This is a genomic window from Acinetobacter sp. WA-87, assembly GCF_039938935.1.
GTDB lineage: Bacteria > Pseudomonadota > Gammaproteobacteria > Pseudomonadales > Moraxellaceae > Acinetobacter > Acinetobacter seifertii.
Window position 1 is genome coordinate 138,386 of sequence record NZ_JBDUVF010000006.1, and the last position, 23,958, is coordinate 162,343.

General features: G+C 39.1%; 23 protein-coding genes. 16 read left to right on the plus strand and 7 right to left on the minus strand.

The genetic code is table 11. The annotated features are described in order from the left end of the window. Positions 1-6: 6 nt before the first annotated feature. From smc to ABFY81_RS16170, 5 genes are all read left to right on the plus strand, one after another. Entirely contained in the window at positions 7-3,456 is a 3,450-nt protein-coding gene (gene smc / locus ABFY81_RS16150) for a chromosome segregation protein SMC (RefSeq protein WP_347914167.1), read from the plus strand. 1 nt (position 3,457) lies between these two features. After that, entirely contained in the window at positions 3,458-4,480 is a 1,023-nt protein-coding gene (locus ABFY81_RS16155; RefSeq protein ID WP_191010891.1) for a cell division protein ZipA C-terminal FtsZ-binding domain-containing protein, read from the plus strand. Between the two features lie 94 nt (positions 4,481-4,574). After that, positions 4,575-6,611, plus strand: a complete 2,037-nt coding sequence (ligA, locus tag ABFY81_RS16160) for an NAD-dependent DNA ligase LigA (RefSeq protein ID WP_347914168.1) — start codon at positions 4,575-4,577, stop codon at positions 6,609-6,611. A gap of 254 nt (positions 6,612-6,865) precedes the next feature. Next, positions 6,866-7,330, plus strand: a complete 465-nt coding sequence (bfr, locus tag ABFY81_RS16165; RefSeq protein ID WP_001214863.1) for a bacterioferritin — start codon at positions 6,866-6,868, stop codon at positions 7,328-7,330. Between the two features lie 292 nt (positions 7,331-7,622). Then, positions 7,623-8,816 carry an MFS transporter gene (locus ABFY81_RS16170; RefSeq protein WP_347914190.1) on the plus strand — a complete coding sequence of 398 codons (1,194 nt, stop codon included), beginning with the start codon at positions 7,623-7,625 and terminating at the stop codon, positions 8,814-8,816. Between the two features lie 68 nt (positions 8,817-8,884). Here the strand turns inward: ABFY81_RS16170 and ABFY81_RS16175 are convergent, their stop codons facing one another. Both ABFY81_RS16175 and otsB read right to left on the minus strand, forming a co-directional pair. Further along, positions 8,885-10,315 (minus strand): trehalose-6-phosphate synthase, encoded by a 1,431-nt coding sequence (locus ABFY81_RS16175; protein WP_347914169.1) that lies wholly within the window; start codon positions 10,313-10,315, stop codon positions 8,885-8,887. After that, on the minus strand, positions 10,303-11,154 hold the full coding sequence (gene otsB / locus ABFY81_RS16180) for a trehalose-phosphatase (protein ID WP_347914170.1): 852 nt from the start codon (positions 11,152-11,154) through the stop codon (positions 10,303-10,305). Before otsB ends, ABFY81_RS16175 begins: the two co-directional genes overlap by 13 nt. 354 nt (positions 11,155-11,508) lie before the next feature. Between otsB and ABFY81_RS16185 the strand changes: the two genes are divergently transcribed. The 5 genes from ABFY81_RS16185 (at position 11,509) to bioD (ending at position 16,164) form a co-directional block, all read left to right on the plus strand. Continuing rightward, entirely contained in the window at positions 11,509-12,240 is a 732-nt protein-coding gene (locus tag ABFY81_RS16185; RefSeq protein ID WP_347914171.1) for a hydrolase, read from the plus strand. Between the two features lie 93 nt (positions 12,241-12,333). Continuing rightward, positions 12,334-13,614, plus strand: coding sequence for an adenosylmethionine--8-amino-7-oxononanoate transaminase (gene bioA / locus ABFY81_RS16190; RefSeq protein WP_347914172.1), 1,281 nt, complete (start codon positions 12,334-12,336; stop codon positions 13,612-13,614). A gap of 1 nt (position 13,615) precedes the next feature. Next, entirely contained in the window at positions 13,616-14,773 is a 1,158-nt protein-coding gene (locus ABFY81_RS16195; protein ID WP_347914173.1) for an 8-amino-7-oxononanoate synthase, read from the plus strand. After that, positions 14,770-15,519 (plus strand): malonyl-ACP O-methyltransferase BioC, encoded by a 750-nt coding sequence (gene bioC, locus ABFY81_RS16200; protein ID WP_347914174.1) that lies wholly within the window; start codon positions 14,770-14,772, stop codon positions 15,517-15,519. Before ABFY81_RS16195 ends, bioC begins: the two co-directional genes overlap by 4 nt. Then, positions 15,520-16,164 carry a dethiobiotin synthase gene (gene bioD, locus ABFY81_RS16205; RefSeq protein WP_019457041.1) on the plus strand — a complete coding sequence of 215 codons (645 nt, stop codon included), beginning with the start codon at positions 15,520-15,522 and terminating at the stop codon, positions 16,162-16,164. 62 nt (positions 16,165-16,226) lie between these two features. Here bioD and rluB read toward each other — a convergent pair whose 3' ends face one another. The 5 genes from rluB to ABFY81_RS16230 form a co-directional block, all read right to left on the minus strand. Further along, on the minus strand, positions 16,227-17,150 hold the full coding sequence (rluB, locus tag ABFY81_RS16210) for a 23S rRNA pseudouridine(2605) synthase RluB (protein ID WP_100192093.1): 924 nt from the start codon (positions 17,148-17,150) through the stop codon (positions 16,227-16,229). A 41-nt stretch (positions 17,151-17,191) separates the two neighbouring features. Further along, complete coding sequence (gene scpB, locus ABFY81_RS16215) at positions 17,192-17,785, minus strand: SMC-Scp complex subunit ScpB (RefSeq protein WP_004703403.1); 594 nt, start codon at positions 17,783-17,785, stop codon at positions 17,192-17,194. Continuing rightward, a complete protein-coding gene (locus ABFY81_RS16220; RefSeq protein ID WP_031944538.1) occupies positions 17,782-18,573 on the minus strand; it encodes a segregation/condensation protein A in 792 nt (263 codons plus the stop codon). Before ABFY81_RS16220 ends, scpB begins: the two co-directional genes overlap by 4 nt. Positions 18,574-18,798: 225 nt before the next feature. Then, positions 18,799-19,416 (minus strand): L-threonylcarbamoyladenylate synthase, encoded by a 618-nt coding sequence (locus ABFY81_RS16225; protein ID WP_004703401.1) that lies wholly within the window; start codon positions 19,414-19,416, stop codon positions 18,799-18,801. 89 nt (positions 19,417-19,505) lie between these two features. Further along, a complete protein-coding gene (locus tag ABFY81_RS16230; RefSeq protein WP_107973010.1) occupies positions 19,506-20,168 on the minus strand; it encodes an elongation factor P hydroxylase in 663 nt (220 codons plus the stop codon). Between the two features lie 96 nt (positions 20,169-20,264). Between ABFY81_RS16230 and ABFY81_RS16235 the strand changes: the two genes are divergently transcribed. The 6 genes from ABFY81_RS16235 to lysM all read left to right on the plus strand — a co-directional run bounded on the left by ABFY81_RS16235 (position 20,265) and on the right by lysM (position 23,939). Beyond that, a complete protein-coding gene (locus ABFY81_RS16235) occupies positions 20,265-20,825 on the plus strand; it encodes a YceD family protein (RefSeq protein ID WP_019457037.1) in 561 nt (186 codons plus the stop codon). Between the two features lie 74 nt (positions 20,826-20,899). After that, positions 20,900-21,085, plus strand: coding sequence for a 50S ribosomal protein L32 (rpmF, locus tag ABFY81_RS16240; RefSeq protein ID WP_000290730.1), 186 nt, complete (start codon positions 20,900-20,902; stop codon positions 21,083-21,085). A gap of 152 nt (positions 21,086-21,237) precedes the next feature. Next, positions 21,238-22,224 carry an ACP S-malonyltransferase gene (gene fabD / locus ABFY81_RS16245; RefSeq protein WP_004703394.1) on the plus strand — a complete coding sequence of 329 codons (987 nt, stop codon included), beginning with the start codon at positions 21,238-21,240 and terminating at the stop codon, positions 22,222-22,224. Further along, positions 22,221-22,955 carry a 3-oxoacyl-ACP reductase FabG gene (fabG, locus tag ABFY81_RS16250; protein WP_000191300.1) on the plus strand — a complete coding sequence of 245 codons (735 nt, stop codon included), beginning with the start codon at positions 22,221-22,223 and terminating at the stop codon, positions 22,953-22,955. The genes fabD and fabG overlap by 4 nt, the downstream gene beginning before the upstream one ends. Positions 22,956-23,039: 84 nt before the next feature. Beyond that, entirely contained in the window at positions 23,040-23,276 is a 237-nt protein-coding gene (gene acpP / locus ABFY81_RS16255; protein WP_001279871.1) for an acyl carrier protein, read from the plus strand. Positions 23,277-23,465: 189 nt separating this feature from the next. Continuing rightward, the gene (gene lysM, locus ABFY81_RS16260; protein WP_191000631.1) at positions 23,466-23,939 is read left to right on the plus strand and encodes a peptidoglycan-binding protein LysM; all 474 of its coding nucleotides are present in this window, start codon (positions 23,466-23,468) and stop codon (positions 23,937-23,939) included. Positions 23,940-23,958 lie beyond the last annotated feature (19 nt).

The following is a 23,958-nucleotide window of genomic DNA, read 5'->3' on the forward strand; positions in this document are numbered from 1 at the left end:
GGCATTATGCGTTTAAGCAGTTTAAAACTTTCCGGCTTTAAATCTTTTGCAGATAGTACAACTTTAAATTTCAAGGCGAACCGCACAGCAGTGGTTGGTCCAAATGGTTGTGGCAAATCCAATGTTATTGATGCGATCCGCTGGGTGATGGGTGAGTCAAACGCTCGTCAGCTTCGTGGTGGTAGCATGCAAGATGTTATTTTTACCGGAACATCCAAGCGTAAGCCAGTGGGTGTTGCCAGTGTAGAACTGCGTTTTGACAATACCTATGGCAAATTGGGTGGAGCCTATAACGCTTATAATGAGCTCGCTGTCCGTCGTCAGGTGACCCGTGAAGGTAAATCTGAATATTTCTTAAATGGTACACGTTGCCGCCGACGTGATATTACCGACATTTTCTTGGGAACGGGTTTAGGGCCACGCTCTTATGCTGTGATTGAACAGGGCATGATTAACCGTTTGGTTGATGCCAAGCCTGAAGAAATGCGTATTTTTATTGAAGAAGCAGCGGGTGTTTCACGCTATCAAGCTCGTCGACGGGAGACTTTGCAACATCTTGAACATACTGAGCAAAACCTTTCACGTTTAGAAGATATTGCGCTTGAGTTAAAATCTCAGCTTAAAACGCTAAAACGCCAGTCAGAAGCAGCGGTTCAATATAAAACCTTAGAAAGTCAGATTCGTACCCTAAAAATTGAAATTTTGTCTTTTCAGGCAGATAAAAGTGTACGCCTACAAGAAGAATATACAGTTCAAATGAATGAACTGGGCGAAACTTTTAAGTTAGTTCGCTCTGAGCTAAGTACAATTGAACATGATTTAGAATCGACCAGTGCTTTATTTCAGCGACTTATTCAGCAGTCTTCACCGTTACAACAAGAGTGGCAGCAAGCTGAAAAGAAACTGTCTGAACTTAAAATGACTCTAGAACAAAAACAGAGTTTATTTCAGCAAAATAGTACGACACTGGTTCAATTAGAACAGCAAAAAGCTCAGACGAAAGAGCGTTTACAACTTTCTGAACTACAGTTTGAAACACTGAATAATCAGCTAGAAGAACAAACTGAAGCTTTAACAACGGTTGAACATACTGCAGCCGAAGCAGAACAGAACTTTGCTGGCTTACAATCTCACCAAAAACAAGCACAGCAACAGTTTGAACAAGTAAAAGCTCAGGTTGAAAAACAACAGCAGCAAAAAATGCAAATGTCTGCGCAAATTGAACAGCTAGGCAAAAATGTTCAGCGCATTGAGCAGCAAAAAGAAACGCTGCAACATCAGGCAAGTCAGATTCAATCACAAGTACACGAAGATGAACAAGGCGAGCTTGAGCAACTACAGCAGCAGCTTTGTCGTGAAATCTCAACGCTAGAAGCTGATATTGAGCAGTATGTGCAGCATATTGAACAAGCTCAACAATCGTATCAGGCAAATAAAAATCAGCAACAAACACTGAAAACAGAAATACAGGTTTTATTATCTGAACAGAAAAACTTAAGCCAGCTTGTTGCTAAACAAAGTCCAAAGCAAAACCAAGATACGCTACGTTTAATGCAGGCTCTAGAATTAACGGAGCAGGGTAAGCCACACGCGCAGATTATTGAAAAGTTTTTAGCAAAATGGTTGCAGGCGCATATTGTTGAAACCGAACAAGTCTTTCAGGAAGGAATTGCTCGCCAGTTAAAGCCTTCAGAACAAACAACCAAATTTAAAGTAAATTTGGCCTGTTTAAATGACTGGATTGCGTCACCGCAGCTTTCAATATTTTCCAATGTAGCAATTGCGCAAAATTTATCTGATGCTTTAAATGAGCAAAAGCAACTACAACATGGGCAGTCTATTTTGACTTTAGATGGTTATCATGTTGGGCAGGATTGGGTAATTGCTCTTATGTATGATGACGAAAGTCAAAGTGCGCAAGGTATGCTCAGTCATCGTATTCGTCTAGATGAAATTGAACAAGTTATTCAAAAGCAGCAACCCGAACTACAAGCATTAGATCAAGTTACTGTTCAGGAAAAAGAAAAACTCGTACAGCTACAAGCAGACTTACAGCAGAAACAACAAGTTATTAAACAAAAACAAAAAGACTTGCAGCAGCTAGATGTGCAAATTGCTAAACAGCAAACTGCAACACAAGCATTTTTACTGCAAAAACAGCAATTGAAAGATCAGTTAGCTCAGTTAGACATGCAGCTTGAAGAAGATGCAATGCAAAAAGATGATCTTGAAATTGATTTGCATGCGCTTGCGATAAAGCTAGAAACCATTTTACCTGACTATAAAACTTTGCAATTTCAGGTAGAAGAATTAACAGAGCAGCTTGAAGAACAGCAACAAGTCTTACAACAGCAACAACAAGAGCGCGAAATTTTACGTCGTAACAGCACGCAGACGACTCAACAAATCGAGTTGCTTGAAAAAGATATTTCGTTCTTGCAGAGTCAATATCAACAAATTGCAGCTCAAATGGAACAGGCGAAAAAGTTTGTTGACCCTATTCAGTTAGAGTTACCAAACCTTGAGTCGGAATTTCAACAACAGTTTGCTCAGACTGAAAAGTTGCAAAAAAACTGGAATGAATGGCAGCTTGAACTCAATAGTGTGCAAGAGAAGCAACAAACACTCACAGACCAACGCCATCAGTACCAACAGCAAGATGAAAAACTCAGAGAGCAGCTTGAAACCAAACGTTTAGCATGGCAAGCAGCTAAATCAGACCGTGAGCACTATCAAGAGCAGTTAAAAGAGTTAAATGCCGAACTTCAAACGGGCTTGAAAATAGATTTAACTGAGCACCAGCAAAAACTGGAAAAGGTACAAAAGCAGTTTGAAAAAATCGGTGCAGTTAATTTGGCAGCCTCACAAGAGTTTGAAGAAGTTTCTCAGCGTTTTGATGAGTTGAGCCACCAAATTCAAGATTTGGAAAATACGGTAACTCAGTTAAAAGATGCGATGAAAAGCATTGACCAAGAAACCCGTAAACTCTTTATGACGACTTTTGATCAGATTAATCATGAGTTGCAAAACCTGTTTCCGAAGGTTTTTAATGGTGGTGAGGCAAGTCTGAGTCTGGAAGATGACTGGCAATCTGGGGTTAAGCTCATGGCAAGACCACCAGGAAAGAAAAATAGTTCTCTGGCCTTACTTTCTGGTGGAGAAAAAGCTTTAACGGCGTTAGCATTAGTATTTGCTATTTTCAGGTTAAACCCGGCACCGTTTTGTGTACTCGATGAAGTAGATGCACCACTTGATGATGCGAATGTACAGAGATATTGTAATTTGGTAAAAGAGCTTTCTGAACATGTACAATTCATTTACATTACTCATAATAAGCTGGCGATGACCATGGCAACTGACTTGTTGGGTGTTACTATGCCTGAACCGGGCACATCAAAATTAGTCACTGTCAATTTAGAACAGGCAAAAGAATACGGGTTAGTTTCGGAGTCATAGAATGGAAATCAATACGATTATTGGCATCGTTGTTGCCATTATTATCATGCTAGTTGGCTTAAGAATGATTTTAAAAAAGCCGAACCACGCTGAACCCTCGCTAGACAGTGATTTGCATATTAATCCTGAAAGTAATCAACCGGTTATTCCTCGTCATGTACGAGATCAACTTGAACAGCCTGAAGCGGTCGCAGCATCAGCAAATGTGGCTGAACGAGTGGAACCAACTTTAAGCGAGCTAGTACAACTAGAAGAAAAGGAAACAAAAGAAGTAGAACAAGTTCAAATAGATCAGACACCGGCACCCGTTGTAAATACGCCAGTAGAAGAAGTCAAAGCTGAAGAAACTACTGTAAGTCCAACTGCAAGTGAAAATAGTTCAGTTGAGTTAACTGATACTGTTTCTGCTGAACCAGAAGCTATAAGCTCATCTGAACAAAAAGTTGCAGAAGATCAGCCAAAAACTGAACCAGAATTAAGTTTAAATCCAAATATTGAAACTGCTGAAATTGCTGAATTTGAAGGTGAAAGTAATATTTTGGATGTTCATTTACATGAGCAACAACGTTATGACGATGAAAGTGCATTAGCAGTAGCAGAGCAAATTATTGCATTAAATGTTTATCCGAATCCGCGCCGTGCGTTATCGGGTGATAAAGCGCTGAAAGTGCTTTTAAAATATGGCCTACGTTACGGTGAAATGTCTTGTTTCCATCGTTATGAAAATACAGATGAACCAAGTGCACTGATGTTCTCTGTACTTCGTATGACAGATAACGGTCCTGCTGGTTTCGATTTGGAAACTTTATCTGCTGAACAAGTTCAAGGCTTGGCATTTTTCCTTGCACTTCCAAACAGTAAAGCAGTTACTGGTTTTGACATGATGACCAGTATTGCAGGCCTAATTGCTCGTGAAATTGATGGTAAGGTTTATGATGAAAATAACCTCGAGTTTACGCCGCAGTTAAAAGAACACTGGCGTCATCATGTGATTGATTATCGTCCTGCACAGGCAACAGCCTAGTTTAAATTTTTTGTATAGGTTGCGATAATTGCAACATATCTAGTCGCAGCTCAGGGTGGAGAAATTTCCACCCTTTTTTATGGTGAATAATATAATGGCAATAACTTCCGTGATCGAACAGATGCGTCAGCTTATTCAACTGATTGCAAAGCATAACCATGCCTACTATGTCATGGATCAGCCGACAATCTCGGACAGTGAATACGATCATTTATTTCATCAGCTAAAAGCTTTAGAAGAGCAAAATCCTGAACTTATCCAAGCTGATTCACCAACAACGAAAGTAGGTGGACAAGCACTTTCAAAATTTGAGAGTGTGACGCATGTGGTTCCAATGCTTTCACTGGGCAACGTATTTAACCAAGAGGATTTATTTGCATTTGCACGCCGTGTAGAAGAGCGACTACCAAACCAAAAAGTACAATACGAAGTTGAGTTAAAACTTGATGGTCTTGCGATTTCTCTATGGTATGAAAATGGAGTCCTAGTTCGTGGTGTAACGCGTGGCGATGGTGAAACGGGCGAAGACATTACACAAAATGTAAAAACTATTCGTAACTTGCCTAAAGTTCTGCACTCTGAAAAGTACGAAATTCCACGTTTGCTCGAAGTTCGTGGCGAAGTACTCATGCCGAAGTCTGGTTTTGAAAAACTCAATGCTGACCAAGAAGCAAAAGGCGAGAAAACCTTTGCTAACCCTCGAAATGCAGCAGCAGGAAGTTTAAGACAGCTAGATCCAAATATTGCTGCTAGTCGACCTTTAGCATTTTACGCATATGGTATTGCGCAGTGTGAGCCAAATCATAACTTAACGACCATGCATGATAGTTTGCAATGGCTAACAGAGCTTGGATTCCAAATTGCTGAGCGTCAATACTTGTGTAACTCAATTCAAGAAGTACAGCAGCGCTATGAACAAATTCAGCAAGAGCGTCCAAGTCTCAAAGTTGAAATTGATGGCATGGTGGTTAAAGTCGATGACCTTAAACAGCAACAGCAACTTGGTTTCTTAAGCCGTGAACCACGCTGGGCAACTGCTTATAAATTCCCTGCACAAGCGGCACTGACCACTGTTGAGCAGATTGATTGGCAAGTAGGACGTACTGGGACTTTAACACCTGTAGCACGCTTAAACCCTGTTTTTGTGGGTGGGGTGACTGTTTCTAATGTAACTTTGCATAATATTGGTGAAATTCATCGTCTAGATGTACGCGTTGGAGATACGGTAAGTGTTTATCGTACGGGTGACGTTATTCCTAAAGTAGAAAAAGTTTGGCCAGAGTTCCGTCCCGCTGATGCAGAAGTTGTTCATTTACCTGAAAACTGTCCAGTATGTGCATCTCCTGTAGTTATGCCCGAAGGTGAGGCTCTGGCACGCTGTTCTGGTGGATTATATTGTGCTGCACAGCGTATTGAGGCTATTCGTCACTTTGTATCGCGTAAAGCTCTGGATATTGAAGGTTTGGGAGATCGTTGGGTCGAGTCTTTATTACACCTCGATTTACTCAAAGATGTTGCTGATATTTACCATTTGCATGAACACAGAGAAACGCTGTTGGGCATTGAAAAAATGGGTGAAAAGTCGGTACAGAACCTCATGGATGCAATTGAAGCTAGTAAGAAGACGACTCTAGCGCGTTTTATTTATGCCTTAGGTATTCGTGGGGTAGGTGAGACAACTGCTAGAATGTTAGCCAATACATTCCAGACATTAGAGGCTCTTAAAGCTGCTGATATTGAAGCTTTGAAGAAAACTCCAGATGTAGGCGATATTACCGCTGAATGGATTGCTGATTTCTTCTTGGCACCGCATAACATTGAAGTACTTGATCGTTTAATTGCTGCTGGTATTCATTGGGATGCACCAACAGCACCAACACGACAACCATTAAACGGTGAAAGCTGGGTACTTACAGGTACATTAGAGCAAATGACACGTGATCAGGCGACTCAAATGCTACAAGCATTAGGTGCGCGTGTAAGTGGTAGTGTATCGAGTAAAACTAAATGTGTGGTTGCTGGTGAAAAGGCTGGTTCAAAACTAGAAAAAGCAGCGAAATTAGGTATTCCTGTCATGAACGAAACAGACTTCTTATCACTCATGGCGGGTTATGGGCAAACTTTGAGCTAAAAGACTTAGCGAAATAAGAACCATTGATTTTAGTTACAAATTTATAAATTGATGGTTTATGCCATATTTGAACGCTTGTTTGAGCTTATAAATCGGACAAGCGTTTCTTTTTGCAGAGGAAATTTAAATAACTTAAACTGCAAATGCGTATGTTTCTCATTTTAATTTGATAAAAATCATAAACTTAACTATTATTTGTTTTGCAATCATTTTTAAGTTTGCCCATAATAGACTCATACGATAGGAGATTTATTATGCGTGGCAATCCAGAAGTCATAGACTATTTAAATATGCTCATTGGCGGAGAGTTGGCTGCCCGTGATCAATATCTAATCCATTCTCGTATGTATGAAGACTGGGGTCTAAACAAGATTTATGAGCGTATTGACCATGAGATGCAAGAAGAAGCTTCTCATGCTGATGCAATTATTCGTCGTGTATTGTTTTTAGGTGCTAAACCAAACATGCACCGTGAAGATATCAATGTCGGTACAGATGTTGTATCTTGCTTAAAAGCTGATTTAGCACTTGAATATCACGTGCGTGAAAAATTAGCGACAGGTATTAAACTGTGTGAAGAAAAAGGCGACTACATTAGTCGTGACATGTTACGTCAACAATTATCAGATACCGAAGAAGACCATACTTACTGGCTAGAAAAACAGTTGCGTTTAATTGAACTGATTGGCCTACAAAATTATATTCAATCTCAAATTTAATGATTTGAAGAACCCAGCTTAAGCTGGGTTTTTTATTCAATCGTTTTAATAAAATAAAGTCACTGCTAGACGTTAATATTATCAAATTGAATATATTCAAAGCCTTACTATATAAGGCTTTGGCAGTTACAAAAAAGTCAGAAAAATTGTGTCAGACCCCATGTTTTTTTTATGGAATTGGATATAATTTCGCCAATAAAAACCCTTGCCTGAAACTTAATATGGCAAGGGTTTTTCTATGGGGAATCGGTTGGTATGGATCGCCAATGGTTTTATGGTGAGCTTCGCGTATATGTTATTTTCCAAGTCTGCTGTTTTAGATACAGCTTCTCTCTTAAGCACACAACGATTAGCAACTCGTCTCAGCTTTTTTAGCTTGGGCTTTGCGATATCTGCTTGGGCACCACTCATTCCTTATGCACAGCAACGTTTAAACCTAAATCATGCAAATTTTGGTCTATTGCTGCTTTGCATGGGAATCGGTTCAATGATCGCTATGCCTGCGACAGGGGCTTTAGTTAAGCGTTGGGGATGCCGTCCATTAATTGCAGTGGCAACTATACTTTTAATGGTGTTATTACCAAGTTTAACGATCTGGCATAGTCTTGTATCGATGGCTGTAGCGTTATTTATTTTTGGTACAGCAGCAGGCAGCCTTGGCGTTGCTATCAATTTGCAGGCAGTTGTGGTGGAAAAACACAGCTTACGTGCGCTCATGTCTAGTTTCCACGGTATGTGCAGCCTTGGTGGTTTAATAGGCGCCATGCTTGTCACCACGCTACTAGCAATTGGCCTTTCACCACTCATGAGTACGGTGTCTGTGGTCATGATTTTACTGGTCGTTAGCTTTGTTGCTATTCCATCTGCTTTAACAACATTTGAGCAGGATGAACAAGGTGCAGCTGAAATAACTGATGCACCTAAAAAAACTTCGCGCCCAAATGGTACTATTCTCTTGATTGGAATGATGTGTTTTATTGCCTTCTTGTCAGAAGGTGCAGCAATGGACTGGGGTGGTATTTATTTGACTAGTAAATATCAGCTGAATCCTGCCTTTGCGGGGCTGGCTTATACATTCTTTGCACTGAGTATGACAAGTGGTCGTTTTGCAGGACATCTCTTGTTAAAACAATGGGGTGAGAAAACCATTGTGACCTATAGTGCAATTGTTGCCGCGCTTGCTACGGTCACTATTGTGATGGCACCTGTTTGGCAAGTTGTAGTATTGGGTTATGCACTTTTAGGTTTAGGCTGTTCTAACATTGTGCCTGTTATGTTTTCTCGTGTCGGCCGCCAGAATGATATGCCTAAAGCAGCAGCGCTTTCTATGGTTTCAACTATTGCATACACAGGGTCATTAAGTGGTCCAGCTTTAATCGGTTTAATTGGTCAGTGGACTAGTCTAACCACAGTCCTATCTGGGGTAGCTGTTTTATTAATCATGATTGCTGTACTAAATCGCTTTACACTTGTGAAGGCAAAATAACTTAAGCTAACTCACCAGCCGAAAAGAACATCGAGAAAAACTTCTCGATGTTCTATAAGTGTAAATTATTATAAGACATGATAAGTGGGTAGATACTTATCTTGTAATGAGAATTTAGATTTCGTGAAAGTCGGAGCATTTTCTAAATCTTTCAAGAAACTATTACGCCAATCACTCAAGTCGGTGGTTGCTAAACCCTCTATTAACTGTTCATAACGATTAATACGTTCTGCTTTAGACATCTCTAGAGCGGTTTTTAGAGTATCCATCATTGCCGCTCGATCTATTGGGTCAACAATTAAGGCCTGAGTCATTTGTTCAGCTGCACCAGCATATTTAGATAAAATTAGTACACCTGGGTTTTCTGGATCTTGAGCCGCAATATATTCTTTTGCGACCAAATTCATACCATCACGTAGTGAGCTAATCCAGCAAATGTCAGAACGACGATAAATATGCATTAGGCTGTCATGTTTAACGGTGTCATAGCAGCAATCAATCGGACGCCAGTCTTCCTGTGCAAACTCTTGATTAATCAGCTCTAGCTTGGTTTTAAAGCGTTGATATAAACGTTGATAAGCAGGAATATCTGTACGTGAAGGTGTTGCAACTTGTAGATGACGTACTAGTCTATGATATTCAGGATTGGTTTCCAAGAAGGTTGCAAATGCATTGAAACGCTCAAGTAGACCTTTTGAATAATCAATACGGTCAACCCCGATAATAGTTTTTTGACGTGGAATATCTTCAAAGTTAAATACATTTGCTGTTTGAAATGCCTGTTGTGCTTGGCGCTGAATAAGTTCAGGTTGCACACCAATAGGGTAGGACTTAATCAATACCTGACGCTTTTTATAACTGATTCGGTCACTTAATATTTTTTGAGCTTCAAGTAAGCCCATGCACGTTTGCATACAGGTATTTTGATCAGCTTGAGTTTGTAGACCAACTACATCATATTGGCAAAGGTCTTGTACTAGATGTAACGCAACTGGAATTTTGCGCCAAATGTTTAAGCTTGCAAAAGGAATATGCAAAAAGAAACCAAATTTATTCTGCATTCCTAATTCGCGGCAATGACGGGCTACACTAAAAAAGTGGTAATCATGTACCCAAATAACATCATCCGGCTGAGCAATTTGTTTTAATTTTTCAGCAAATAAACGATTGACCCGTTGGTAAGTCTTATATTCTTCAGCATCATATTCAATCAGATCGTCTCTATGATGCATAGCAGGCCATAAGACCTTATTAGCAAAACCGCAGTAATACTGTGCATATTGCTGATGTGTAAGAGGGCAGGTAATGTAGTCAATTCCATGAGAATATGCCTGATCGAATTCAGGCGCTTCGGTATCGGTAATTTGTTGACCATTCCAGCCCAACCAAATGCCGTTACTGTCATTTAATGCGTCTTGTACAGCTACTGCAAGGCCACCTGCTGAAGCCTTACCTGATGGCATACTTATTCGATTCGATAACACGATTAATTTAGACATATTTGTTCTCCATTCTGATCTTGACTATTTTTGACGTATAACTTTTTTATTTTTTCGAGAAAGAAAAAAAGAAAATTAGAAACGCTGTTAATATCTTTTAATCTATATTGAGCTTCTGTTTCACCAGAACCTACTTTAATTGAAGTGCCAAATTGTTGATTAATAAAAATGAAACCCGATTCATCTGTTAAATCATCTCCTATAAATATCGGATGAATTAACGGTAAATTAAGATGATTTAATATAGTTTGAATTGCTTTACCTTTATCTGCCTGTTTAGGTACTAATTCAACTACAAATTTTCCTCTATTTAATTTTAGTTGAGGATAAAAATATTTAATCTGTTGCATAATATAAATTGCATTATTTTCTAATTCTGGATTTTTTCGATAATGCAAAGCAATAGAATACCCTTTATCCTCAATTAATAAATTGGGATATTTTTCACAAGATTTTATAATATCTTCTTTTAATTTATTAAAATTAATATCACTTAAGTCTGGGCGAATATAAGTGTTAGAATCAAAATAAATATCTAAACCATGTAGTCCAGCTATAGGAACCTCAATAGACTGAAGCAGCTTACTAGCCGTTTCAACATCGCGACCTGTTACAGCAACCACTGGTATATTTAATTCAATAATTTTTTTTATAACTTCTAATGTAGTATTAGGAATAAAACTATGTTCAGGGTGAATTTGAAATGGAGCTAATGTTCCATCAATATCTAGAAATAAACAATAATTTTTATCTGAAGGTAAGGTATTTATAATATCATTGGGTGTAACAAAATATGTATCTTTTTCTCTCCCATCAGATATTATACTTTGACTATTCATATTAACCTGCCCAATATTTTGATCATTAATTAATCTTCTATCATTAAAATGAATTAATGAGTCACTTTTTTTAATAAAAAAACATAAGTATTAACATTAATTACATTGCACAATGGATTTATGGGTGAAGTGTGGATTATGTTGTTTTTTGATTTGCTTCAATGTTTAGATAATTAAAGTTTTGTATGTTTCATATGAATAATTTAGGCCTTGGTTATCAATATATTTCAAAATATTAAACGCCTCTAAATGTCTGATTTTACTTTGTGAAATTTAATTTTTATGTTGATTTTAAAAGATATTTAAAATTGATATTAATATATAATCTTGCAAAAGTTGGCTGTGGATAGGCATATGAAGTTACAAAATAAAATTTTATTGATTACAGGTTGGGGAGTAGGCATAGAACCTTTGCAATCACTTAAATTGCACTTGGAAAAAGCTGGTTTTGAAACACAACTGATTAATATTTTTAATGTTTTAGATAGTAGCTTTCAAGCACAGCTTGATTTAGTGGCTGAAGTTGATGTGGTAATAGGCTGGTCTCTAGGTGGGCAGTTAGCAACTCAACTGGTTGATATTTTTTACAAGCAAACAGGGCAAACAAAAACTTTAATTACGCTTGCGTCGAATCCTTGTTTCGTTGCTCATGATAATTGGCAAACCGCAATGCCTGCGGATGTATTTAGTCAATTTAAAGCGTCTTTTTTACAAAACCCGCAAGCCACTTTAAAGCGTTTTTATTATTTGATTACACTTGGCTCATCTCAAGCGAAACAAGATTGGATGAGTGTGCAAAACATCGCAAATCCACCCGCACAGGAAATACTGGTAGACGGTTTAAAAATGCTAGAACAGTTAAACTTGGTAGATAACTTGAAAAACTATTCAGGTCTACAGCTTCATCTGTTTGCTGAGCAAGATAATGTCATTCCTTGCAAAATTATCGAGAATTTTAAGGATTTCGCTACAGAAAACATGACTTATAAGTTACTAAAAGACGCTACACACGCTTTTCCGTACTTACAGGTAGAAAGAACAATTGAAGAAATCTGCCAATTTTTAACAATTCATCAGCAAAGTTAATAAGCTTTGATTGATATCGCAATTTTCTTTCATTATTAACAGGTTTAACATGTGTTCAATGAGAGATTTGAACGCTGTAAAAGGGTATAGAGGATGACCGATAATTTTGATTTGGAACATATTTGGCATCCATATACTTCAATGACCCAACCGTTACCCACATTTAAAGTTAAGCGTGCTTATGGTGCGACCATTGAACTCGATGATGGTAGAACTTTAATTGATGGCATGTCCTCTTGGTGGTGTGCAATTCACGGCTATAACCATCCTGAACTCAATCAGGCAGTGACAGATCAATTACAGAACATGTCACATATCATGTTTGGCGGGTTAACTCATGATCCTGCGATTGAACTTGGTAAAATTCTTTTAAAAATTACACCGCCAAGTCTCGATAAAATTTTCTATGCAGATTCAGGGTCGGTTGCCGTTGAAGTTGCTTTGAAAATGGCTGTGCAGTTCTGGACAGCACAAGGCCAACCACAAAAAACAAATTTTATTACTACGCGTTCTGGTTACCACGGTGATACATGGAATGCGATGTCTGTATGTGATCCAGTTACAGGCATGCATCAAATTTTTGGTACCAGCTTACCGAACCGTCTTTTCGTGGCTGCACCACAAACTAAATTCCATGAAGAATGGAATCCTCAAGATATTGCCGAGCTAGAACAAGCCATTCAGCAAAATCATGAACATATTGCCGCACTCATTATTGAACCAATTGTTCAAGGTGCAGGGGGCATGCGTTTTTATCATCCTGAATATTTACGTCAGGCTAAGGTGCTTTGTGAGAAATATCATCTGTTATTAATTTTTGATGAAATCGCTACTGGCTTTGGCCGTACCGGTAAGCTTTTTGCGTGGGAACATGCTCAAGTCGAACCAGATATTATGTGCCTAGGTAAAGGATTAACAGGCGGCTATATGACGTTATCTGCGACTTTAACTACAACGCATGTCGCAGAAACGATTAGTCGTGGTGAGGCTGGGGTATTTATGCACGGTCCAACCTTTATGGCCAATCCACTTGCTTGTGCCGTTGCCTTGAAAAGTACGCAACTTTTAATTGAGCAAGATTGGCAAGCCAATATTAAGCGAATTGAGCAACAGCTTAGCCAACATTTAGTGCCTTTAAATGAGCTGGATTATGTTGCTGATGTACGAGTGCTGGGTGCAATTGGTGTAGTAGAACTCACCTTTAATGTTGATATGAAAACTTTACAGCAACAATTTGTAGACCGTGGAATCTGGATTCGCCCTTTTGGCAAACTGGTTTATGTGATGCCACCTTATGTCATTACTCAACAAGAGCTAAGCGATTTACTTGAACAATTGGTTGAAGTTGTTAAAACATTGCAGGGAGCGCATTAAGATGTCATTACTTGATCATTTTGCTACAGAGTTAGATGAGTTAAAACAACAAGGTAACTTTAGACAATTTACCCAAAATGTGCAGCATGGCCGTTTTATTACTATTCAAAATAAAACAATGCTTAACTTAGCTTCAAATGACTATCTTGGACTGGCGGCTGATACTAATCTTCGTCAAGAGTTTTTAGATAGCTTACCTTTGGAGCGCAGCTATTTTAGTTCTTCATCGGCCCGTTTATTGACGGGTAACTTTGATGAATATGAACAGTTGGAAAATAGCCTAAGTAATGCATTTGGTGGCCGGTCAGCTCTGCTATTTAATAGTGGCTATCACATGAATATTGGTATTTTGCCAGCTGTTGCTGATAGCAAAACTTTAATTTTGGCAGATAAGTTAGTCCATGCGAGCATGATTGACGGTATACGTTTATCTGGTGCGCAGTATGTGCGTTATCGACATAATGATTTACAGCACTTAGAACAACTTCTGCAAAAGTATCATGATGATGACAAGATTGAACGAATCATTGTGGTCACAGAAAGTATTTTTAGTATGGATGGTGATGAAACGGATTTAGCTGCATTAGTCCAGCTTAAAAAACGTTTTGCTAAAACCATGCTATATGTCGATGAAGCACACTCAATTGGTGCTCGTGGTCAGCAAGGCTTAGGATGTGCTGAACAATATAATGTCATTCAAGAAATTGATTTTCTAGTTGGTACCTTCGGTAAAGCATTAGCAGCAGTTGGTGGTTACATTATTTGCGATCCAATTCTTAAAGACTATCTTATTAATAAAATGCGCCCGCTTATTTTTACTACCTCTCAACCTCCTATTATTGTAGCTTGGGTAAACTTTATATTCCAAAAAGTATTAGTTGCTCAACCTCAGCGTGAACACCTAAAAAATATTAGCCAATATCTTCAACAAGCTGTTGTACAAAAGGGTTATGTAAGCCCGTCGACCAGTCATATTGTTCCAATTATTGTGGGAGAGAGTCAGGCTGCGATCGATAAGGCAAAACACGTTCAAGAAAGCGGCTTTTATGCCATGCCTGTACGCCCACCAACAGTACCTAAAAATAGTGCACGTTTGCGTATTTCTTTAACGTCAATGGTGCAGCAACATGAGCTTGAAGAATTGGTGAGTTTTCTGTGAGTTTGAATAAAAACTTGGTTGCCCAGCGTTTTGCCAAAGCTGGCCAAAGCTATTCAGAGCATGCAATAGTTCAAAAACAAATTTGCCAAAATTTAGCGGGCTTACTAAAGCAGTTTTGCCCAAGTACGATGTCACGTGTTTTTGAAATCGGTTGTGGTTCTGGCAATTTGACTCGTCTTATTACTGCATCTTTTCAGATTGAAAAATTAATTTTGAATGATCTGTACTCAGAGGTGCAGACGCACTTCAATCATCAAGAAAATTTGAAATGGTTGATTGGGGATATTGAAACTTTAGATTTGCCGCGACAGCTCGATATGATTGTTTCAGGTTCGGCTTTGCAATGGATGCAAGATTTACCACGTTTGCTTAAGCGTTGTAATGATGCTTTAAATGACAGTGGTTGGCTATGCTTTTCAACATTTGGCCCTAAGAACCTATTTGAAATTAAAGAGCTAACTGGACAAGGTTTAAGTTATTGGAATCTTGAAAGTTGGAACAATGCCTTAACTCAGGCTGGTTTTGAAGTTTTGCATTTATCTGAGTCAGAAACTCAGCTCTATTTTGATTCGCCTAAAACTGTATTACAACATTTGAAAGCAACAGGTGTAACGGCAACCGCTCAGCATCGTTGGACCAAGCAAACTTTACAGCAGTTTTATCAAGATTATGATCGGTTTAAGCAGGCCGAGGGATATGCCCTAACATACCATCCGATTTATTGTATTGCCTGGAGAGTGAAGTAAATGAGTGGTCAGATCTATTTTGTCAGTGGGATTGATACTGAAATTGGTAAAACTTACGCGACAGGTTTTTTAGCAAAATTATGGACTGAGCAAGGTAAAAAAGTAATTACCCAGAAACTCATTCAAACAGGTAATGCTGATATTTCTGAAGACATCGAGAAGCATCGTGAAATTATGGGACAAGGTTGGTTTCAGGAAGATCACGATAAGCTGACTATGCCTGAAATCTTCAGCTATCCAGCTTCACCTCATTTAGCAACACGCTTGGATAATAGAGAAATTGATTTTCAAAAAATTGAAAATGCGACTCAAACATTGGCCGAGCGTTTTGAAATTGTATTGTTAGAAGGTGCAGGGGGCTTAATGGTGCCCTTAACCACCAGTCTACTCACCATTGACTATGTGGCTCAGCATCAGTTCCCTGTTATTTTAGTAACTTCTGGTCGTCTAGGAAGTATTAACCATACTTTACTTAGTCTTGAGGCGCTTAAGTCTCGTGGGCTGAAATTAAAGGCTCTAGTTTATAATCTAAAAGATGAATCAAAAGATCCATTAATTTCTAAAGATACTTCAAATTACTTGAAAGATTATTTAGCTATTCACTTTCCAGAAGCAGAGTGGATTGAATTGGCAAAAATGAGTTAATTTGACAACAAACTATAAAAAAACCGCTCTAATTTGAGCGGTTTTTGATTTAAAAGTTGATCTTAGAACTTTTTAAATCCACGGTTAAGGCCAGTCGATTTACGCTGATTACCGGTGTTTGTTGGTGCTTCTTTTTCATCATCACGACGTTGTTGACGTAAATAGCCACCACGACGCGCTGCCATTGGCTTTTCAGTCATACGGTCAGTACGACGTTTCGCCATACCAAATAAACCTGTACCTTGACGCGGTTTTAACTCAACAGATTTTGCTAAGTTGTCGATATCAGTTTTGTCGAGTTCCATCCAACGGCCAGTACGTAATTCACGTGGTAAAATCACAGTACCGTAGCGAGTACGTAATAAACGGCTTACTTTAAGGCCTTGTGATTCAAAAATACGGCGTACTTCACGGTTACGACCTTCTTTCACTACAACTTGATACCAGCGGTTAATACCTTCACCACCAATTTCAGAGAAAGACTCGAACTTGGCTGGGCCATCTTCAAGCTCTACACCATTCACCATGTTTTGACGTAGTTTTGGTGTTACTTCACCCATTACACGTACAGCGTATTCACGTTCAATTTCATTAGATGGGTGCATTAAGCGGTTAGCAAGTTCACCATCATTTGTAAATAATAATAAACCTGTACTGTTAATATCCAGACGACCTACCATTACCCAACGATCATTTGCAATTTGTGGTAAATGATCAAATACAGTTGGACGTTTTTCAGGATCATTACGTGAACAGATTTCACCTTCAGGTTTATAATAAATCAGTACACGACGACGAATTTCATCTTCGATTTGAAACTGAACTTTACGACCATCAATGCGTAATTCATCGCCTGGTTCAATGCGTTCACCCACTTGGGCAACGCTGCCGTTTACACTCACGCGTCCTGCGGCAATAACCTCTTCCATATATCGACGGGAACCTAATCCGATTCGCGCTAATACTTTTTGCAATTTTTCACTCATGACAGCACAACCTTAGACATAATGATCAACAGTCCACCTCTTTATGATTTCGGTGCATTTGCATCGAGAGCCATAAATGCTTCCTTGGCGTTCTGTAGGGGAGGCAATTGGCCTAAAGAGGCTAGACCAAAAGCATTCAGAAATTGAGGCGTTGTAATTAGCAACGCAGGTCTTCCGGGTAAATCTCTAAAACCGGCTTCTTTAATCCAGTTCCAGTCAAATAGCGTTCTGAGAATCTGACTATTATTAGATACACCACGAATTTGTTCAATATCAGCACGCGTGACTGGTTGATGATACGCAATGACAGCCAACGTTTCTAGTAAAGAAGGCGACAGTTTTGTTGGTCGCTCTGGCCAAATCTGCGCAATAATATTGCGATATTTGGATCTTACCTGAAAACGAAAGCCTTGCGCAGTTTCTATCAACTCAATAGAGCGGCCATGTTGTAAGAGGGCAAGCTGTTGTAAAAGCTGACGAAGCTGTTGTTTGTTATATTGATTATTAAAAGCTTCTTTTAAACGAGCAATCGAAACAGGTGCTTCACTGGCAAAAATAATCGCTTCAAGTTGCAATAAAACTTCGTGATGAATGTCGGCTAATGACAAATCGGTATTATTTTGTTCAAAACTCATGCCGCAGACCCTTGAATAGCCAATGGAGCTTCAACACCTGTCGCAATAATTTTAATCTTTTGTTGTCGGGTTAACTCTAACACAGCCATAAAAGTTACAACCATGCCCATACGGCCTTGTTGCGGATTCAGTAATTCTTTAAAACTTAACACGTCGCCTGACTCTAATTTCTCTTCAATATATGCAATCCGTTCTTCTAACAGTACAGGCTCTTGTGCAATTGTATGTGTTACAGGTTCTGGGCGGTTAAATACGCAGAACAAGGCATCATGTAACGCCGAAACATCATAACCTTCATAAACAGGTGCGATATGGCCTAAGCTTACATTGGCACTAAATGTATCACGGTCAAGAACCGGCATTTGTCCTAAACGCTCAGCAGCTTGCTTAATACGTAAATAAGTCTCAAGTCGATCAATCAGATCTTGTTTAGGATCTTTTTCAATACTAATAACTGTTGGCTTAGGTAAAAGTAAGCGAGATTTCAAATCGGCCAATAAAGCAGCCATGACCATGTAGTCGGCAGTCAGCTCAATATTTAGGGATTTCATGCTATCCATATAAGCTAAATATTGAGTGGCAATAGGGGCGATATCGAGCTGAACCAAATCAAAACCGTTTTTCTGAATTAGATAAATTAAAAAGTCGAGTGGTCCTTCAAACTGTTCGAGTAAAATCTCGAAGGCAGCTGGAGGAATATAAAGATCTTCAGGAATCGTGTCATGCCACTCATCTAAAACACGGATGTGTGGAACGTCTTCCATGGATTGATGAAGTGATTGGTTCATTACGATTATAAGCCACGCGAATTTTCAAAAGCATGAGACTTGTTTTCAAGTCAATAAGAGCTGTAGCAGAAGAACAGCAGATAGTGCAAAACATTCTAAAGGAATTGTGACTTTTAATAAATTGCTTAACGACTAAAGTGTAAAAAAAATCCAAACTAAATAAAGAGTATTTTTTTTCTTGATAATACTTTTTTTTTAACTGTTGGTAAAAAGGGGAATAAGTGCTTATTCGAAAGCACTTACGTCTCCTGCACCATGACGGATAACTTCTGGATGTTCACCCGATAAATCAACAATACTGGTGGTTGTCAAAGTTCCAAACCCACCATCAATAAATACATCAATCCGTTTAGCTAACTGATTTTCAATATCGTAAGGATCATCAAGAGGGTCTTCGTGTCCTGGTAAAATTAATGTACTTGTCAGTAAAGGTTCACCAAGTTCTTTTAATAAAGCCTGACAAATTGGGTTGCTTGGAATACGTAAACCAATTGTTTTCTTTTTGGGGTGCATTAACCTGCGTGGAACTTCACTGGTTGCAGGTAATATAAAAGTCGTAACAGCAGGTGTATTTGCCTTTAATAATCTATAAGTCGCATTATCAACTTTTGCATAAGTGGCGATATCTGATAAATCACAGCACATAATCGCGTATTGGTGCTTAGGGCCTAAATCACGAATCTGAGCAATACGTTCCATGGCATTTTTATTACCAATCTGGCATCCGATTGCATAGGCAGCATCGGTAGGGTAGACCACAACATCGCCTGCACGAATACGCTCAACCGCTTGATCAATGAGGCGTTGCTGTGGATTTTCAGGATGTACATGTAAATGCAGCATATTTTAGAGACTCCATCACGCCAGTATTAAAAATAGTATTAGACTTTTCAAACTTGGGAAGCAAGTAACTTACGTAGTTTTTTTGTCATTTAATCAAGGAGTTCACGTTTAAATTCACTTGATTGTAACGCTGCACCTGCTCGCGTACATTGGCAAATACATTCAATGAATCGCGCTGCATCAACAGGTAATTTAGCTTCTCCAGAAAAATAGCGTTGTACTTGGGCATAAACATTATCTTTAAACTTTTTGCCATCTCCGCCATCACCTGTCAGGTTGTCGAGCGAGACCCTAAATTTTCTGCCAAAAGAATGGGAAAATAACCATTCAATCGCTTGCGGCTTAATTTCCACCTGTTCAAATAAATCTTGCTGTTCTTTAGTTCGACCATCTGGGGCGTACCAATACCCTAAATCAGGCAACAGACGACGTTTTGCGCCTGCAATTGTCCAATGGCTAATTTCATGCAGGGCACTATTGAAAAAACCATGGGCAAATTGAATTTTGGCTGGCTCATGTTCGTTTGCTGGGAAATATTCTGGTTCAAATTCTCCACGAACTAATGTCACATTATGGTGGGAAAACCAGTGATTAAAGTGTAAAATAAGCCAATCAACTTGCTCAGACTCTAATTTTGAGCTTGGCCATGGTGAGAGTTGCACCATGTCAGGTAAAAGAGTGTTTTGGTGAGTTGAATGGGTGCAAACGAGTAATGAAGTGTTAACTTCAGGTTGCGGCTGCAACAGGTGCATTGCTTAATTTACCCCGAGTTCTGTCTAAAGAAGTACAAAATTGTATCTTAATCTTTGACAGAGTACCGATGAATTTGTAGAATTGCCGCCTTAATTATGTCAGCAAATACCTTTCCGGCACAGATTGAGCCGTTTAAATGGGCTGAGCAAGGCTTTACATGGTCAGGTCAACTGCCATTGTCTCGCCTTACTCGTATTGCTCGTGAAGCTGTTGGATCAATTGATAACCAATTGATCAACATAGACTGTAAGCTATCAATGGATGCATATCATCGCATTGTGTGGTTAGAAGGTCATATGGAAACAAAAGTTCCAATGGAGTGCCAACGTTGTTTGGAACCTGTTGAAATGCCAATTGTTTCTGACTTTCATATTGCACTTGTAGATGATGAGTCACTGATAGAGCGCTTGGATGAGGATGCTGATTTCATCGTTTTAGGTGAAAGTGAGTCTTCGACAAAAGGTGATTTTGATACACCTGCTTCGATTAACTTGCTCGCATTACTAGAAGATGAACTGTTATTGTTGATGCCTTTATCTCCCAAGCATGATGCTTGTGAACATAAACATCAACCTACCATTCAGAACGTTGTCGAAGAGAAACGGGATAACCCGTTTGATGTTTTGGCAGGTTTGAAGGGTAAACTTAACTCATAATTTGTGTTATGATTATGAGATAAGACAACTGAATTTGTTCTGATCCATTTTTTCGATCTTTGTAAGGAGCCATCATGGCCGTTCAGCAAAACCGTAAAAGTCGCTCTCGCCGTGACATGCGCCGTTCACATGACGCTTTAACCGAGAATGCATTAACAGTAGACCAAGCAACTGGTGAAACTCATCGTCGTCACCACGTGACTAAAGACGGTTTCTACCGTGGTCGCCAATTATTCGCTAAAGCAGCTGATGCTGAATAATTGCATGATATGCATTAAGCGTGATGCTTAAGTATAGAAAAAATGGGAGCGAAAGCTCCCTTTTTTTGTTGTTTTTCGCAATTATAAATATACAAATTAAATGTTAAATTTCCGCTCCAGAGAAATGAGTGAAAACCCAAAAAGGATTTCTTATGTCTGCTAAACGTCTTGAACAAGTAGCTTTAGCCACAAAAACTGCATTTGTGTTTCCAGGTCAAGGTTCACAAAAAGTTGGTATGCTCGCTGAACTCGCAGAACAGTTTAGTGGAGTTGGGCAAACTTTTGCTGAAGCTTCAGACGCGCTAGGATTTGATCTTTGGCACATTGCGCAAAGTGGTGAAGGTTTAGACCAAACACAAAACACCCAACCTGTATTATTAACTGCTAGCATCGCTTTATGGCGTCTTTGGTTAGATTTGGGTGGTTTAGCGCCTAAATACCTTGCTGGTCACTCTTTAGGTGAATACAGCGCTTTAGTTGCAGCGGGTTCAATGAGTTTGGCAGATGCAGTTAAATTAGTTAATTTGCGTGGAAAACTCATGCAAAGTGCTGTTCCTCAAGGGGAAGGTGCGATGGCTGCAATTCTTGGTTTGGCCGATGATAAAGTAGTTGAATTGTGCCAGAGCGTGACTGCATCAGGTCAAGGTTCAGTTGAAGCTGCAAATTATAATTCACAAGGTCAGGTTGTAATTGCGGGCAGTACTGCATCTGTACAGCAAGTGATGGCATTAGCAAAAGAACAATCTGCTAAAGCAATTGCTTTACCAGTTTCTGTACCTTCGCATTGTTCATTGATGAAGCCTGCTGCAGAAAAATTTGCAGAAGCTTTGGAACAAACTGCCATTGAGCTACCTACCATTCCTGTAATACAAAATGTCAACGCGGGAATTGCTACCGATGTTGCTCAATTACGTCAGGCATTAACAGCACAATTGTACGAGTCTGTGCAATGGACACGTACCATGCAGTCTCTTCAAGACCAAGGTATTCAGTACATTGTTGAATGTGGTCCTGGTACAGTATTGAGTAATCTCGCAAAGCGTTTACCAAATATCGAAAAAGCTTTTTCTATTGATAGTAAGAGCAAAATGGAAGATGCCCTAAATGCTGTTTTAGTGGCAGAAGGAAAAATTGCATGACACAAGAACGCAAAGTTGCATTAGTAACGGGCGCGAGTCGGGGCATTGGCGCTGCAATTGCCCAGCAACTTATTCAAGACGGTTATTTTGTCGTAGGTACTGCGACTTCTGAATCTGGTGCACAAAAGCTAACAGATAGCTTTGGTGAACAAGGTGCAGGTTTGGCGCTAGACGTGCGTAATCTCGATGAGATTGAAGCAGTCGTGTCTCATATTGAACAGAATTATGGTCCTGTACTTGTTCTCGTTAACAATGCAGGTATTACGAAAGACAATTTGTTGCTTCGTATGTCGGAAGATGATTGGGATGACATTCTCAATATCCACCTTAAAGCCGTTTATCGTTTGTCTAAACGCGTACTTAAGGGCATGACGAAAGCACGTTTTGGTCGAATTATTAATATCAGTTCTGTTGTTGCTCATTTTGCAAACCCAGGCCAAGCAAACTACTCTGCTGCTAAAGCAGGTATTGAAGCATTCAGCCGTAGTCTTGCAAAAGAGATGGGTAGCCGCCAAATCACTGTAAACAGTGTGGCACCAGGTTTTATTGCAACAGAAATGACAGATGCACTTAGTGAAGACATTCGCAAAAAAATGAGTGATCAAGTGGCTTTAAATCGTTTAGGTGAGCCACAAGATATCGCAAATGCGGTGAGTTTCCTTGCAAGTGATAAAGCAGGTTACATTACCGGTACGGTATTACATGTAAATGGTGGTTTATACATGGCCTAACGCCGATGTATAAACTTTTAAAAATTTTTATATTCAATTAAACTAGTGGCAAATCAAACGCCACAAGCAATGAGGAGAATTCCTGTGAGCGATATCGAACAACGCGTTAAACAAGCAGTTGCAGAACAACTTGGTCTTAAAGCTGAAGAGATTAAAAACGAAGCATCTTTCATGGATGACTTGGGTGCAGACTCTTTAGATTTAGTTGAACTTGTTATGTCTTTCGAAAATGACTTCGACATCACTATCCCTGATGAAGATTCAAACGAAATCACTACAGTTCAATCTGCAATTGACTATGTAACTAAAAAACTTGGTTAATTCGCATATTGCTGATTAAAAAGAAGGCCACCGTAAGGTGGCTTTTTTTATTTAATCAAAATCATTGATAGGGATACATATTTTTACAAGATCAACCTTAATTGATAGCAGAGGTGTCTCTTTTTTCAAGTATAACAATAAAGGTCAGTTTAATGACTTTACTATAAACAATAAGATGAGGACTAAAAGATGGGTCTTTTTGATTTTGTAAAAGGTATTGGTAAAAAAAATACCGCACCAGCAGAACCACAACCAGCTCCAGCAACGCCAGCAGAACCTTCTGCACAAGAAGTGGCGAATAAATTATTAGGATTAATTAAAAGTTTAGGCCTTGGGGTGGAAGGCTTATCTGTAACATATAATGGTTCAACTGATACTGCGACGCTTCATGGTCAAGTACAAAGCCAAGCAGACAAAGAAAAAATTATTCTTATTGTTGGTAACGTAGACCACGTTGCGCAAGTAGATGATCAAATGACGGTTGTTACTCCTGAGCCAGAAAGTAAATTTTATACGATAAAATCTGGTGATAACCTTTCAAAAATTGCGAAAGAATTTTATGGTGATGCCAACCAATATCAAAAAATCTTTGAAGCAAACAAACCAATGCTAAAAGATCCAGATGAGATTTTCCCTGGACAAGTTTTACGTATTCCTCAGTAATTGGAATAAATAAAAAGGC